This is a genomic window from Plectonema radiosum NIES-515, from assembly GCF_025753815.1.
Taxonomy (GTDB): domain Bacteria; phylum Cyanobacteriota; class Cyanobacteriia; order Cyanobacteriales; family Nostocaceae; genus Hassallia; species Hassallia radiosum_A.
In genome coordinates, this window is sequence record NZ_JAOWRF010000152.1 from 29,238 (window position 1) to 43,574 (window position 14,337).

Annotated in this window: 15 protein-coding genes; 6 read left to right on the top strand and 9 right to left on the bottom strand. The window is 41.9% G+C overall.

The window, feature by feature from the left end; translation table 11 throughout:
- Positions 1-156 precede the first annotated feature (156 nt).
- Positions 157-408 carry a hypothetical protein gene (locus OGM63_RS10095; protein ID WP_263745385.1) on the bottom strand — a complete coding sequence of 84 codons (252 nt, stop codon included), beginning with the start codon at positions 406-408 and terminating at the stop codon, positions 157-159.
- A gap of 401 nt (positions 409-809) precedes the next feature.
- On the opposite strand from OGM63_RS10095, the gene dusB reads away from it, so the two are divergent.
- Positions 810-1,862: a tRNA dihydrouridine synthase DusB gene (gene dusB, locus OGM63_RS10100; protein ID WP_263745386.1), complete on the top strand. Its 1,053-nt coding sequence runs from the start codon at positions 810-812 to the stop codon at positions 1,860-1,862.
- 170 nt (positions 1,863-2,032) lie between these two features.
- Here the strand turns inward: dusB and OGM63_RS10105 are convergent, their stop codons facing one another.
- The gene (locus OGM63_RS10105; RefSeq protein WP_263745387.1) at positions 2,033-3,613 is read right to left on the bottom strand and encodes a DUF8738 domain-containing protein; all 1,581 of its coding nucleotides are present in this window, start codon (positions 3,611-3,613) and stop codon (positions 2,033-2,035) included.
- A 325-nt stretch (positions 3,614-3,938) separates the two neighbouring features.
- A complete protein-coding gene (locus tag OGM63_RS10110) occupies positions 3,939-4,433 on the bottom strand; it encodes a hypothetical protein (RefSeq protein ID WP_263745388.1) in 495 nt (164 codons plus the stop codon).
- Between the two features lie 441 nt (positions 4,434-4,874).
- Between OGM63_RS10110 and OGM63_RS10115 the strand changes: the two genes are divergently transcribed.
- A complete protein-coding gene (locus OGM63_RS10115) occupies positions 4,875-5,030 on the top strand; it encodes a hypothetical protein (RefSeq protein WP_263745389.1) in 156 nt (51 codons plus the stop codon).
- Between the two features lie 34 nt (positions 5,031-5,064).
- Entirely contained in the window at positions 5,065-6,267 is a 1,203-nt protein-coding gene (locus tag OGM63_RS10120; protein WP_263745398.1) for a glycoside hydrolase family 10-like protein, read from the top strand.
- A 167-nt stretch (positions 6,268-6,434) separates the two neighbouring features.
- Here the strand turns inward: OGM63_RS10120 and OGM63_RS10125 are convergent, their stop codons facing one another.
- The 3 genes from OGM63_RS10125 to OGM63_RS10135 all read right to left on the bottom strand — a co-directional run bounded on the left by OGM63_RS10125 (position 6,435) and on the right by OGM63_RS10135 (position 9,859).
- Positions 6,435-7,913, bottom strand: a complete 1,479-nt coding sequence (locus OGM63_RS10125; RefSeq protein WP_263745390.1) for a site-2 protease family protein — start codon at positions 7,911-7,913, stop codon at positions 6,435-6,437.
- 233 nt (positions 7,914-8,146) lie between these two features.
- Positions 8,147-9,427, bottom strand: coding sequence for an ankyrin repeat domain-containing protein (locus tag OGM63_RS10130; protein WP_263745391.1), 1,281 nt, complete (start codon positions 9,425-9,427; stop codon positions 8,147-8,149).
- A gap of 303 nt (positions 9,428-9,730) precedes the next feature.
- Positions 9,731-9,859: a hypothetical protein gene (locus tag OGM63_RS10135; RefSeq protein ID WP_263745393.1), complete on the bottom strand. Its 129-nt coding sequence runs from the start codon at positions 9,857-9,859 to the stop codon at positions 9,731-9,733.
- 159 nt (positions 9,860-10,018) lie between these two features.
- Here OGM63_RS10135 and OGM63_RS10140 point away from each other — a divergent pair, with 159 nt between their 5' ends.
- Positions 10,019-10,489, top strand: coding sequence for a DUF4079 domain-containing protein (locus tag OGM63_RS10140; protein ID WP_263745394.1), 471 nt, complete (start codon positions 10,019-10,021; stop codon positions 10,487-10,489).
- Between the two features lie 116 nt (positions 10,490-10,605).
- Here the strand turns inward: OGM63_RS10140 and OGM63_RS10145 are convergent, their stop codons facing one another.
- Positions 10,606-11,286: a DUF1997 domain-containing protein gene (locus tag OGM63_RS10145; protein WP_263745395.1), complete on the bottom strand. Its 681-nt coding sequence runs from the start codon at positions 11,284-11,286 to the stop codon at positions 10,606-10,608.
- A gap of 182 nt (positions 11,287-11,468) precedes the next feature.
- On the opposite strand from OGM63_RS10145, the gene OGM63_RS10150 reads away from it, so the two are divergent.
- Together OGM63_RS10150 and OGM63_RS10155 are read left to right on the top strand one after the other, a co-directional pair.
- On the top strand, positions 11,469-12,131 hold the full coding sequence (locus OGM63_RS10150; protein WP_263745399.1) for an NAD(P)H-binding protein: 663 nt from the start codon (positions 11,469-11,471) through the stop codon (positions 12,129-12,131).
- Between the two features lie 217 nt (positions 12,132-12,348).
- Positions 12,349-12,936: a glycoside hydrolase family 24 protein gene (locus OGM63_RS10155; RefSeq protein ID WP_318528440.1), complete on the top strand. Its 588-nt coding sequence runs from the start codon at positions 12,349-12,351 to the stop codon at positions 12,934-12,936.
- A 57-nt stretch (positions 12,937-12,993) separates the two neighbouring features.
- On the opposite strand, the gene menH is transcribed toward OGM63_RS10155, so the two are convergent.
- Together menH and OGM63_RS10165 are read right to left on the bottom strand one after the other, a co-directional pair.
- On the bottom strand, positions 12,994-13,800 hold the full coding sequence (gene menH, locus OGM63_RS10160) for a 2-succinyl-6-hydroxy-2,4-cyclohexadiene-1-carboxylate synthase (RefSeq protein ID WP_263745396.1): 807 nt from the start codon (positions 13,798-13,800) through the stop codon (positions 12,994-12,996).
- 100 nt (positions 13,801-13,900) lie between these two features.
- The gene (locus tag OGM63_RS10165) at positions 13,901-14,296 is read right to left on the bottom strand and encodes a metal-sensing transcriptional repressor (RefSeq protein WP_263745397.1); all 396 of its coding nucleotides are present in this window, start codon (positions 14,294-14,296) and stop codon (positions 13,901-13,903) included.
- Positions 14,297-14,337: the final 41 nt, after the last annotated feature.

Genomic DNA, 14,337 nt, shown 5'->3' on the forward strand with positions numbered 1-14,337 from the left:
GGTACAGATTGCTGTTAAGCAGTTAGGTTTTTATACAGGTTGATTACCCTTCCTGTTAAAAATAAGATAACACAAAATCAACCGGGGGATAAATCCCCCGCACGGCTTTCCCGTCCCGTCTTAAAAGACATTAAAACCTAAAAACCCAAAAAGTTTTTAGGTTTTAATTTCGGGGTTTTCAGCTAAAAGTGTTATAAACAGAACCAACTCATAGTTGGCGATCGCTCGAGCCAACACACAATTCCTAACGTTCTCACTATTGCCCCAAGATTCCACATATCCTTGTAGATGCTTTATCTTTGCATCCGTCCGTTGCCAAGAGAAGGGAATAATCCGATAATGGTACATCAGTGGGAAGGTGGCGATCGCCCCCTCTAATACCCAGTTGGTTGTCTTGATATGGGTCACGAGTTCGCGGAAGACCCCAAAACTAGTGGAACCTAAGTTGTAATTACAGTAAGTCGGCAGAACAAATTGTCATATTCGAGGTTCGTCATTGGAACCCGTTTCACAAAGACCTTAGATTCTCCAAGAACGATAACGTGATTTATTCCCCAACCTGTGCTTGACTCATTCGACTCACTATTGTCAAACAGAAAATGCAATTGTGCATTATCCAACTCAGCAATTTGTGAACTAAGTTTGAAGTATTTATTTCTTCTAAGTTCAATATGATTCTTCGCCATTTTCTGCGTCCAGCCACAGCATGAAAAACCACATAAATATGATAACAGCCGCGCTACACTTAATATCTCTAAGCTACAACAATAGATAAATACAGTTAAATATTTACCTTTTGAAATTAAGAATTGTTTATGCTATCTCCCGAACTCAAAGCTAGACTTTCAACACCCCTAAAAATTGGCTCCCTTGAGGTCAATAGCCGCGTTTTACAGTCGCCTTTGTCTGGGGTGACAGATTTGGTGTTTCGCCGTTTGGTGCGTCGTTATGCGCCAGAATCGATGATGTATACGGAGATGGTGAATGCTACGGGGTTGCACTATGTCAAGCAACTGCCGAAAATTATGGAGGTAGACCCCAACGAACGACCAATCAGCGTTCAACTATTTGATTGTCGTCCGGATTTTCTCGCAGAAGCAGCGATAAAAGCGGTACAAGAAGGCGCTGATACTGTTGATATCAACATGGGTTGCCCGGTAAATAAAATTACTAAGAATGGTGGTGGTTCTTCGCTGTTGCGTCAACCAGATGTGGCTGAGGCAATTGTCCGGGAAGTGGTGAAGGCAGTAAATGTACCAGTGACGGTGAAAACACGCATCGGCTGGAATGACCAGGAAATCACGATTCTTGATTTTGCCAAACGCATGGAGGACGCAGGAGCGCAAATGATTACGGTGCATGGACGCACCCGCGCTCAAGGTTACAATGGTAACGCTCGCTGGGAATGGATTGCGCGTGTGAAAGAGGTGCTTTCTATACCCGTGATTGGGAATGGCGATATTTTCTCGGTGGAAGCTGCGGTACGTTGCTTGGAAGAAACTGGTGCCGATGGGGTAATGTGTTCACGGGGGACTTTGGGCTATCCGTTTTTGGTGGGAGAAGTCGATCACTTCCTGAAAACGGGGGAATTATTAGCGACACCGACGCCAATTCAACGTTTGGAATGTGCTAGGGAACATTTACAAGCGTTGTATGAATATAAAGGCGATCGCGGTGTGCGTCAGGCACGCAAGCATATGACATGGTATGCTAAAAACTTCGCCGGTGCTGCTGATTTACGCGGACAGTTGAGTGTGGTTGACAAAGTGCAGCACGGTTTAGATTTGATTGACCGGGCAATTGAGAAACTGGCTAATGGTTATGAAGTTATTGAAGAAAAGAGAATCGCGATCGCACAATGAAAAAGAGGGGGAAAGGGTAAAGGGAAAGGGGAAAAGGGTAAGAAATATAGAGTTATAGTGAATAAATCCGTATTTTATTTCCGTACCAATCATAGGCAGATGCTCCACCCAGGTCCGACACCAAGACCGCACTGCCTCCCCTTTAACCTTTCCCCCTCTTAAAAAACCCCTTACTGATAAGTTTTGCGAATTTGATTCCAGGCTTTGACAACTGCCTGTAGATTCTTGGGTAGGTTATTTTGAGACACATCGTTGTAGCGAACTGTAGTATCATCGCTGGTGAGTGTGTAGGTGATATAATCAGCAGAACCCTTGGTTGCTGGGTAACTTAGATTTTCTAATTCCCTGAATCTATGGTCTTTGAGCAGTTGTTGAAACTCTCGCACCTTTTGCTTAGAAACCTGCCAAACTCGACGCTCGGAATCATTCGCATCACCAATGGAGTATTGCATCAAACGCCCATCACTAAGCAGAATAGTTTCGTAGGTTTTGCCGATCAAGCCACCGCTATAAATTTGTCGAAAAACCACATTGCGATCTAATTGTGGTGGTAACTCCCTTAGAGGAATAGGTAAAGGTTTAATTTCATCAGGAATTTGGTTAGCGATCGCAATATTGCGAATATCATTCCAAGCTTTGACGACTGTCTGCAAATCCTTAGGCAGATCCCACTGCGAAACATCGTTATACTGAATTGTACCTTCTTTGGTGGTAACAGTGTAGGTGATGTAATCCCCAGAACCTTTTGTTGCTGGGTAATTCAGATTCTGGTATTCACTCAATTTATTCTTTTCTAACAATCGCTGAAATTGTCGCATTTGTTCGGGAGAAACCTGCCATACTTGACGTTTTGAATCGTTAGCATCACCCATCTGATAGCGCATCAAATGTCCGTCATTCAACAATACAGTTTCGTAGGTTCTCGCAAACAAGCCACCATTGGAGATTTGCCGAAAAATAACATTCTTATTCAAAGCAGGTGGTAACTCACTTGTGGGAATCGTTATCGGTGTAATTCCGTTGTCAGCAATTTCGCTATTTTTTTCATTTAGCCTAAGTGCAGAACCAGATGCATTGGTATGATAAACTAAACTTTGGTCAACTGCGCCTACAACTACCTTCCAACCGTTAGCGATCGCCTGAGTACAAACCTCATCAGGACGCGGTAGATTCAAACAATTATTATTCCAAGTGCGCTGTTTCACCTGAACGATATTTAATTGAGAAATCGGCAGATTCAAACGTTGGGATGCAGCTTGGAAAACAGCATTTTTCAGTGATTCTGGTAATTTTGTTTCGGAGTTTCTCCCAGTCTGGGTAGAAGCTATTCGTAACAAACGTCCGTTACTATTGGTGTGATAAACCCATTTTTGTTTACCGTCAGACACCACAACCTTCCAACCAGGAACTAACGCTTGGGTGCAGATTTCATCAGGTTGAGATACTCCCAAGCAACCATTATTCCAAGTTCGTGGAGTGGATTCAACAATTTCCAATTCTTTGAGCGAAATTTGCGATCTTTTTGATGCATCTTGCAGCACTGCTGCTTTGACTCGACGTGGCAAGTTGTTTGTTCTCAGATTTTCTTTAATGAATTCATTTGTGCTTTCTGGCATTAAATTCCCAGGCGCTGCGGTAGCATTCTTGATGAGGGTGAAATTGCTACCAATCGACAAAAAGCCAGTCAAAATTAAAGCGGTGAAAATTCGCGCTCTTTTTGTGGTAAGATAAACCTTGATGATTGTTTTCATAGCGAGAGTGAAAATTTAGTAGTTAATTAATAGTTATTAGCCAATCATTAAGCGCTAGTTGAATATTTAATAATTTATAACTAGCGAATAAAGATAAAAAAGTATATTATCCCACAATACAAGTAGCTGGGATTAACTTAACCACTATTTTCAGTGGTACATGTGAAGACAGACACCGTTATACGGGGTATTAGTTCCTAACTTTTACATTAAATTTATATTTGCCAAATCACATCACCCAATTGACTGACCCGGAAGGGTGATTTTGGCGCTTCGACAATCCACTAAAGCTTCAAACGAGCGTTAATTGACTTTGATTAGGATATCACGCCGAAAGTGCCGTATGATCGACAAAGTGATGATTTGGCGCATCAAATCTAATAGTACTACCTGCCCAGTCTTTTAAATCAGGCGCTAACCAAACTAGCTTTCGCACAATTTCATCATTAACCCAGAGCACCACCGGAAAGGGAAACTGTTTTCTCAACTCATCTCGCATGAGATTGGTAGAGATCATAAGTTGATTAATTTCTAGCACCGATTCTAAACCTCTGACTATCAAAGCTTCGGGTGGTGTAGTGCCCATCGCGTTGATTAAGGGTGTATAAAGTGTCGTAGCACAAGGTGGAATCAGGACTTCTCGGATATCTGCTGAGGAAAATTCTTTTAACCAGCTGACTATTTGCTGTTGCTTTTTGACATTGCAGGACGCTAACAGTAGTGAAAACTCTCCATCAGACATCATAATTGCCCGCGTCAGACGAGTAATAGCTGCTGTGTAGTTTGTCGTGCTTTCTTGGTTATTAATTAAGCTAATCATTGAGAATCCTAAATTAAATTTTTAGGACTTACGCATTCACATAAATTTGATCTTATGCATAAACCCTTACTTGATTTGCAACAACAGAAGTTAAGTATGAATTCCCCTCTGTATTGAGAATAGGTATAGCATCATCAAATTATGCAGTTTTGGAATAGAAATGGAAAAAATTCCCACTATTCTGGTCAGATACTTCAAGCTTGTGAGGGTAGTACCGCTGATCCACATAAGCGCCTCTTTGTAAAGTAAGTAAGTCCTAATTTTTATAATTCAATTGTTATGAGCGGGAAAATTACCTCGGCTTGCGATTCTGACAAGCTGGCGTAATTTTGATAAACTAATACTACTCGTGATGCTGTTCTTGACTGTGTGGTGTTAGACCCCGCATTTACGAATTTGGAAAGCCTTGATCGCTAAATGTGGTGTATCAAATTGAGGGGTTTGATAAACGAATTAAAGATAGAATCAGAAAAATTATCCCAACTTCATTATCTACGTCTTGGTCGTCCAGAAAAGTCAGCAGATTTTGGAGTCTGCCGACAGATAATTGAGAAAGTGGATGTACCACTCGATGTGTTAAGAATCTTCGCACCGTGATAGTCGGAGAGTATCAAATTACTGAAAGTAGATGATGAAGCTTGTGAGTAAACAAAAGGCGTTCTTTTCTGCGGTGCTAGCTTTAAGTATAATAGCGGCGGTGATGTTGTCTTTTCCTTTAAACGCGCAAAATCCGTCTGTGGGAGCTGCGGAGTTACGCTCTGTGTGGTTAACTAATATTGATAGCGATGTTTTGTTTGAGCGATCGCGTCTGAATAAAGCTTTGCAACGCCTAGACGAATTAAACTTTAATACTGTATATCCGACTGTTTGGAATTGGGGCTGGACATTATATCCAAGTTTAGTAGCTCAAAGTGTAATTGGGCGATCGCTCGATCCCACACCGGGATTGCAACAACGTGATATGCTCAAAGAAATTGTCCATGTCGGACATCAAAAAGGCTTAACAGTCATTCCCTGGTTTGAATTTGGCTTTATGGCACCGGCTGATTCACAATTAGCCAAACGTCATCCCCAATGGCTAACGAATCGCGTTAACGGTACTCGGATCGTCAAAGAAGGTAAAGACGATCGCGTTTGGTTGAATCCCTTTCATCCAGAAGTACAGCAATTTATCCAAAACTTAATTGTCGAAATCGTCAGAAATTACAACATCGACGGAATTCAATTTGATGACCATTTTGGTTTACCATCAGAATTGGGATATGATGCCTACACTGTTGCACTCTACAAAAAAGAGCATAATGGCAAAGCTCCCCCAAGAGAGTTTCAGAATCCAGAATGGGTAAGTTGGCGAGCGAATAAAATCACTAACTATATGAAGCGGGTATTCACAGCTATTAAAGCAACGAAAAAGAATTGCATCGTTTCTGTTGCACCTAATCCCCAGCGCTTCTCCTACGACTTCTTTTTAGCAGATTGGCAGAAGTGGGAACAGATGGGACTAATTGAAGAATTAGTTTTGCAGATATATCGCAATGATTTGAATGTGTTTAACAGTGAATTAGAATATCCCGAAGTCAAAGCAGCACGCAGCCATATTCCCGTAAGTATCGGCATTTTATCAGGTTTGAAAGGTCGATTTGTGCCGATGCAACAAATTGAAACACAAGTGCAGAGTGTACGCGATCGCAAGTTTGCAGGTGTGTCCTTCTTCTTTTACGAAACTTTATGGAACCTTGCCAAGGAAAAACCCCCACAACGTCAAACTAGCTTTGCGAAGCTTTTCCCCACACCCAAAGCTTATCCGAACTTGCTTTTAGGTTGGAAAGCATAAGGAAGACAGGGGGAGTGGGGGACAAGGGGACAAGGGGCACAGGGGGACAAGGGGGACAAGGGGGACAAGGGGGACAAGGGGGACTCCTTGGTGACACACAGAACATGGGAAACATCTTTCCCCCCTCTCAAGAACTCTCCCTCTCAAGAACTCTCAAGAACTCCCTATTACCCAATTCCCAAACGTCCAGCCAAAGCGGGAGCTAAAGGTAAAAGGGTCGCTATCATTAAGAATAAAGCTAAAAGACCCAAAGCAGCGCGTGCGTCGTCGGGTTCGCTAATTTCGTTCAAGCTAGGACGTTCTAAATCCCTTTGTAAAAATAAAATCACGATCGCCCAATACATTGCAAGGGGATTCGCTAGAGATGCTATCCCTAAAACAATTAAAGTTGCTACTGTAACTCTTCCTGCGGTTTTGCGTCCATAAATCGCTTGGACAATCCGTCCACCATCTAATACACCAGCTGGCATTAAGTTGATCGCGGTGATGACCAATCCTAACCAACCAATCACCACTAAAGGATGAATACTTACCACAGATGATTGTAACGCGGAACCGAGAATTATCCGCGCCAAGCTTCCTACTAAAATCGAACCTTGGAAAAACTCGCTTGGTAATTGAAACAAGCTACCTTGATGAGAAAGCAGCAAGCCTATTATTAATGTTACCAAAGAAGCAATTCCGCCGGCGGCTGGACCTGCGATCGCAATATCAAATAATACCTTGCGGTTGGGTAATAAAGATTCAAACCGAGTAATTGCCCCAAATGAGCCAATTTGCACAGCAGGAAGAAAGAATGGTAAACTTAAGCGGATTTGGTGCTGTCGTGCCATTAACCAATGACCAATTTCGTGAAGAAGCAAAATCGCCAAAATACCTGCACCGATGGGTAAAGCTTCAGCAAAGCGGGATGGATTGTCAAATAAATCAAATCTTAAGAGTAAACCGGCTGCTTCTAAACAGGTGGCGATGGTTGCTATAAATAAAATACCCGCAAAGATTTTTTGTGATCCTGTTGACGGACGTGGGTCATTACTGCTGGGTAAGACGATAATTACAGGTTTCCCATCTGGGTTTTCGACGAGGAACAAGCGATATTTATCGCCCAAACGTTCTTGTAAACTGATGGTAAGGCGATTGTGAACTTCTTCGGGATCTCCCCGCAAATTACCTTTGAAAATCGCTCCTTGTTGATAAGCGATCGCTTCTGTGGCAAAAAATGTATCTAAACCGAAAATACCTTTAATTGCGTTCAATTCCTCTTCCGGAATTGGCGGATCTTCCAGCTTTAATTCCGCATTAAGTGCATTTGTTGGAGTTTCTGTTGCTAGGGTAGCGGCTAATCTTTCGGTTGCACGCTGTTTTAAAATCGCGTCTTGTCCAGCTGCTCGCAATTTTCTTCCCAAAAATATGTATAAGGCAGTCGATCCCACCAATAAAAATAACACACCGACTATATTGATGTAAATCCCGGCAGCAAACAAGCCAAAAAACAACAGCCAAGGAGTCATCAACACCACCGACTGCAACCAAGCTAAGATGCCAAGTTTACCAAATGGTCTGGCGCGATAAAAGCCCCAAGCCAAAATACCGAAAAAAACCAGCACGATTGCCGTAAGAATAGGAGTTTCTGAAGCAGTAAGCATTTGAAATCTATTTTTTTTAATTTTCGCACGGGCGACGGTCAATTTTGCGGTGACATTACTACTAATCTTAGGGATGAGCGCAAATAAATGGAAAACGAACCGCACTACAAGAGCACAGGACACAGAGTTTAGCTAGGGCAATCATATCGGTCGTAGAGACGTTCCACGCTTTAGGTCTCACTGCGGTAGAGACGCTCTGGAACCGGAGCATCTCGACAATTTCTGACTTTTTTTCATTCTTCTGCGCTAGCTGCCCGCAGACTTTGCACCACGTCTTTATAACCATTAAATTCGGCGATCGCCAAAGCCGTATAACCACCTTGATTTTTTAAATTTACATCTGCACCAGCTTTAATTAACATCTGCACCGCTTCGTTATAACCCCGTGATGCTGCCCACATTAAAACTGTTGCTCCGGCTGAATCGATATAATTGACATCTGCACCCTTATCTAGCAGTTGCTGCATTATCTTTATTTGATTTTTTTCCGCAGCTTTCATCAAAACCGTTTTGCGATCGCTTCCTTGAGTATTAACATCAGCACCGTAGTCTAACAATACTTTCACCGTCTCGGTGTGTCCTTGCGATACACAAAGCAACAAAGGCGTTTCGCTTGATTTTCCATTTACATCCGCACCTTGCCGCAACAGCGCCTCAACAATTTTACTATGTCCCTGCAACGCCGCAACAAGCAATGGTGTATCGCCCAGGTGGTTTTGAGAATGCACATCCGCACCCCGGCTGAGTAACACTTCTACCACATCACCGTAGCCTTCAACAGCCGCAAGGTGTAAAGCAGTTTCACCATCTTTATCTTGGGTATTCACATCCGCACCACAATCTAATAGAATTGAAGCGATCGCATTCCTACCCCCTGCTGCTGCTGCTGATAGTGCAGTTCCCCCATCTTGATTTTGCCGCTTTACATCAGCCCCCGCTGCCAGCAATGCTTGTACAACTGCCAAATGTCCCAAGTCTGCCGCTCCCATCAACAAAGTCTCACCATCTTCATCTTGGCTATTGACATCTGCGCCTGTTTGTAGTAATGTTTTTACAATTGCAAAGTGTCCGTGTTTAACTGCCACTTTCAAAGCAGTGTCATCATCATTATCTGTGACATTGACATTTGCATTTGCGGTAAGTAAGACTTTCACCACATCAAGATAACCTTTCAAGGCTGCTGCCATTAAAGCTGTGCTGCCATCTTCATTAATCGCATTGACATCAGCACCTCTAGATATTAAAAGCTGCACGATATCAACTTGATTGGCACTCGCAGCCAACATTAAAGCTGTCAATTTATAGCGTTTTCTGGGTAAATTGATATTTGCGCCTGCATCTATAAGCGATCGCACAATTTCGGTGTAGCCTAAAGAAGCCGCAAACATTAACGGCGTAGTTCCAGTGCGATCGCACGTATCAGCAAGCGTACCATGAGTCAGTAGCGCTTGCACAAGCTTGAGATCCCCACGAGTAATTGCTTTTATTAACGGAATATCTTGAGTAGAAACCATAAATAACCCTCCGAAGTGCGATCGCTTAACGAGTACAAATGACTGGGTTACTTCCACACTACAAGAGAATCGGAAATAACCACAGATGCACCCCACCCCCTAAACGGCTCAAGGCAGAATACACAAATAGACATTATCTGTGTTTATGTGTGTTTATCTGCGGTTTCTGAAAAATCTTTAGCTTATATCTTCCATCTAGCGATTAAGCGACCATACAAACATTCACAAGCACACACCTGACTTTTCACTCTTATTTCTTCCTTTGCGCCTTTGCGACTTGGCGTGAGATAAAAATAACGTAGTTCACTTACCTAAAAATTGCTGTAACTTATCCCCTGCGACAGCGCTGACAGTCTTGCCATTAATCAGACTAACGCCGATGACAATCGACTCTGGGATACCATCTAAAAGTGCGCGGACAGCGATCGCCAAACCACTACCACTATCTGCGTCTTCCGATGGTTGATGGTTGCCAGATCGCTTGCGATGCTTGGCTCCCTGAGTCTTCTTCTATAAGAAATAGCTTTGCAATCTTTCCTCAAGGGATTATGCTAACTTTTATAAAGATTTAATAACTAGGCGGGAACACTTATGAATATCGCACTTTCTCCATCCGTGAAATATTGGCTGAACTTCTTTCACCCGGTAATGATGTGGGCGCTACTGCTATTCTCAATTTACGCTGCCTATTTAGGGTTGCAAGTACAGCGTACCAGACATGCTGGAGGTGAAGAGAAGAAAGAGCTGATTAAAGGTAAATATAACGTCAAACACTATCAAATCGGGTCAATACTCTTAGGTTTGATGGTGGCAGGTGCCATCGGTGGTATGGCTGTCACTTACATCAATAATGGTAAGTTATTTTTCGGACCTCACCTCCTAGCAGGGCTTGGGATGACGAGTATAATTGCATTTTCTGCGTCCCTATCTCCTTTTATGCAAAAAGGCGCAAATTGGGCGCGGATGACTCACATTTTGTTGAATTTCACACTTTTGGGACTTTTTGCTTGGCAGGCTATTACTGGTGTGCAAATTGTTCAAAGACTTCTTACTAATGCATAGTTAGTTAGTTGGTTGTTGGTTGTTAGTGGATAGTGGTTGGTTGTTGGTTGGATAGTTGGAGCGTTGGAGCGTTGTTAAGATTTACCACTATCCACTATCCACTATCCACTATCCACTCAACGCTTTTTCTGAGAATTAACAGGAAAATCTATTCCTAAAGATTGATGAAAATCTTGCCGAACCTTGCGTGTAAGGCGCTTTGAGACTTGACGGACGATTTGGTTAAGTAAGCGATCGCCTGTAGATTGCACCAAAGACTTAGGCAAACGCTGAATAAACTTGGGAAAGTGAATATCAACAATCAAATCCAATTCCCATTCAACTCGTGTGATCTCAGAAATATTTGTGAGTGCATCGTTTGCCGCACCTTCTATCATACGTAACGATGCCTTATAATCTACGTCATAACCGGGGGGATAGTAGCCGGGGATGGGTATAGTGTGGATGCAGTAAATACCATCAAGGGGAGGTAACAGTTCCAAACCAATTTTTGGCTCCACCTCATAACCAAAAGAGCCAAAACGACCAATTCCTAAAGCATAACCATTTTCCCCTAGCGGTTGCACCTTCATCGGTTCAGCGCAGCGCGAAAACCATGAAGAATGAGCATTGAGATACTCAGCAACCAAGCTTGCTTGGGCATACAATTCCATCGAGTCGTGATAACGACCATAAAATTTTGTTGGTGTTCCACCAATTGCCTGCTCTAAGGCGTCTTCAGTATGTGCTAGTGATTCCACAGGTACAACTGCTTCTTTTATTTCAAAGGATTGATATTCGCGATTTTGTGAAAGCATATAAACGTTCCTGTATAATCTTGCGTTTACCTGTATTAATAATAATTCCCACGTCGGGTCAGACAATTCGCACGCTAGAGTACATTTTGACGGAAACTTCAAAAATCTGCCAGCAACTTCATAGAATCACTAAAATAGTGAACGAAGAAATCAAACATTAGTTTCCCAGGATAGCGTTTATGATGAAAGCATTTGTAGCAGGGGCAACAGGTGAAACAGGTCGTAGGATAGTACAAGAACTAATTGCAAAAAATATACCCGTCCGTGCTTTGGTACGTGACGCAGAAAAAGCGAAGGGTATTTTGCCTCCTGATGTTGAGTTAGTTGTAGGGGATGTATTAACACCCCTAAGTCTGACGACTGCTTTAGGAGATAGCACAGTATTACTTTGCGCTACTGGAGCTAAACCTAGTTTTGACCCCACAGAACCTTATAAAGTAGATTTTGAAGGCACTAAAAATTTAGTAGATGCTGCCAAAGCTAAGGGAATAGAGCATTTTGTTTTCGTTTCTTCGTTGTGTACTTCTAAGTTATTTCATCCTTTGAATTTGTTCTGGCTGATTTTGGTTTGGAAAAAGCAAGCTGAAGAATATATCCAGAAAAGCGGTTTGACTTATACAATTGTCCGTCCTGGCGGGTTAAAAAATGAGGATAATTCCAATCGAATCGTCATGCAAAGTGCTGATACACTGTTCGAGGGCAGCATTCCCCGGCAGAAAGTAGCCCAAGTTTGTGTCGAGTCACTGTTTGAAAGTGCCGCACGCAACAAAATTGTTGAGATTGTTGCTAAACAAGAGGCTACCTCGAAAAGCTTTGGAGAGTTATTTGCTAACGTAGCTGAATAGAAGAGTTGTAGAGACGTTCCGAGGGAACGTCTGTACTAAAGGCACTCCCGTTAGGAGTTAGGAGTTAAAATTCCTCACTTTCGGTAGGTTTGGGAGTGCGTCGATTATTCTTGTTGATTATACGCAAATTGTAAGGAGTCCGAGTCTGAAAAGCGTTGAATCGAAAGGTGTTGAAAAACTGATTGGACCGATAGCTGCACTTCTCGGCTTTGTATATTTGTTGCAGTGGTATGTATTTGGGGATTTGCGATCGCATAACGATCCCGTCTTTGGTCAAAAAAATCCCCCCTTGGTGATGAAAGGTGGCGATCCTTATATTCGTGCTTTAATGCGAACTATATCAGCAAGTGAAGCAAATAGCGATCGCCCTTATTCTCTGTTATATGGTGGACAGCAAGTCAACGATTTAAGCCAGCATCCTCAAATATGCGTCGCAATTGTTACTGGTCCCAATACAGGCAATTGCTCAACCGCTGCTGGGAGATATCAAATCATCAACACTACTTGGTATAGAATTGCCCCTCGCTATCATCCCAACCCGACGCGGTTTGTGTTTTGGGCAAATTATAGTTTTGCACCCGAATATCAAGATGCAGTAGTTTACAGTTGGTTAAGCGATCGCAAAGTTTGGGGAACTGACATTTCTCAACTGCTACATCAAGGAAAGTTAAATGAAGTTTTGAAAAGACTTTCCCCCACTTGGACAAGTCTCGGATATGGCATAGAAACTAATTCCGTCAGTCGATATCTACCCAACATTTATCAAAAAAACCTGCAAGAAGAACTAAACGCTACGAAAAATTGATTCGTAGTAAGCGTTTAAACGCTTATTTCCCTAACCCCGATAAATATAACTTCAAACCTAAATCAAAAACTTCCTGATATATTCTCCAAAAGCCAAAGTACTTTCAAAATGTATATTATGCCCCGAATTACTAATTACTTTTAGCTGGGCTTCACATACATTAACCATTTTTCTATTAACACCTATAAATTTTTCATCGTACTCCCCAACTAATAACAGCAACGGGTTTCTATTCTCTTCGAGTTTTTTCCACAAACAAGGTTGACATCCAGTACCCATAAAGCGCAATGATTTAGCCAATTCTAAAGGATTATTCTGCAACCGACTTTCTATCATGCCCTCAAACTCAGGATGATTTTTTATATAACCAAAAATCCGCTGATTATACCAATTTAAGAGAAAAGCTCTAAAATCACTTTCTTCAACACATCTTGTTAATTTTCTCGCTATTTGTTCATCAGATTTAACTCGCTCTAATCCTTCGGCTTCTGCTATTAAACCAGGAGAAGCTGATTCTAAGATAACTTTAGAAAAACGTTGAGGAAAATGCAAATTTAGGTATAAAGCCAATCTTCCACCCATTGAATAACCAACTAAAAAGCATTGAGCAATTTTTAGGTTATCTAATAAATTAATTAATGCTTGTGCCGTGTTTGCCATTGTATAGCACTCATCACTACCAAAAACTTGAGTTTTCCCATGTCCTGGAAGGTCAATTGTCAGACAATAAAAATCATCTGCTAGTAATTTTATTGTTTCATCAAATTCATGACAATTACCCATAAATCCATGTAAAAAAAGAATTGTTTTTTTTTGATAATTGCCCGTGAAAGAATAGTGAAATTGGTAATTTTCCAGGGACATACTACATCATGTCCGTTTAATTAACAGTAATAAAAACATCGTAACCATTGTAGAGACGTTCCGGCGGAACGTCTTTACAGTATATATCGATTGTTATTTTCTAAGGCAAAAACCGATCCAAAGCAGCTTTAAGTTGTTGAATTTCAGCTTCAATATTGCCTTCTTTGCAAGCTCTACCAATACACTCATTTAAATGTTCATCGAGAACAATTCGCGCCACTTTATCTATTGCACCTCTAACGGCGGCAATTTGCAATAAGACATCAGGACAAGGACTATTTTGTTGCACCATTGTTTTGATGCCACGAACGTGTCCTTCTATACGCGACAGTCGATTAACAATTCGCCGCAATGACTCTTCGCTATGGACGTGTGGATGAGCCGACTGTCCATGCCCATGAGTATGATCTGTGTGGCTGTGGTCTATATCGTTTTGGGAATGTTCTGTTGGTGTTATGGACAAGGTTTCTTCAGCTAATCGGTTTAATCCATTCATAGGTATCAAAGTTCTGGCAATACTAAGATCCTAGCCTAGAG

Coding starts and splice junctions, on each gene's coding strand:
- OGM63_RS10120 (WP_263745398.1), top strand. CDS start 5,065: ATGAAGCTTGTGAGTAAACAAAAGGCGTTCTTTTCTGCGGTGCTAGCT.
- OGM63_RS10110 (WP_263745388.1), bottom strand. CDS start 4,433: ATGATTAGCTTAATTAATAACCAAGAAAGCACGACAAACTACACAGCA.
- OGM63_RS10105 (WP_263745387.1), bottom strand. CDS start 3,613: ATGAAAACAATCATCAAGGTTTATCTTACCACAAAAAGAGCGCGAATT.
- menH (WP_263745396.1), bottom strand. CDS start 13,800: ATGTCCCTGGAAAATTACCAATTTCACTATTCTTTCACGGGCAATTAT.
- OGM63_RS10125 (WP_263745390.1), bottom strand. CDS start 7,913: ATGCTTACTGCTTCAGAAACTCCTATTCTTACGGCAATCGTGCTGGTT.
- OGM63_RS10145 (WP_263745395.1), bottom strand. CDS start 11,286: ATGCTTTCACAAAATCGCGAATATCAATCCTTTGAAATAAAAGAAGCA.
- OGM63_RS10130 (WP_263745391.1), bottom strand. CDS start 9,427: ATGGTTTCTACTCAAGATATTCCGTTAATAAAAGCAATTACTCGTGGG.
- OGM63_RS10150 (WP_263745399.1), top strand. CDS start 11,469: ATGAAAGCATTTGTAGCAGGGGCAACAGGTGAAACAGGTCGTAGGATA.
- OGM63_RS10165 (WP_263745397.1), bottom strand. CDS start 14,296: ATGAATGGATTAAACCGATTAGCTGAAGAAACCTTGTCCATAACACCA.
- OGM63_RS10140 (WP_263745394.1), top strand. CDS start 10,019: ATGAATATCGCACTTTCTCCATCCGTGAAATATTGGCTGAACTTCTTT.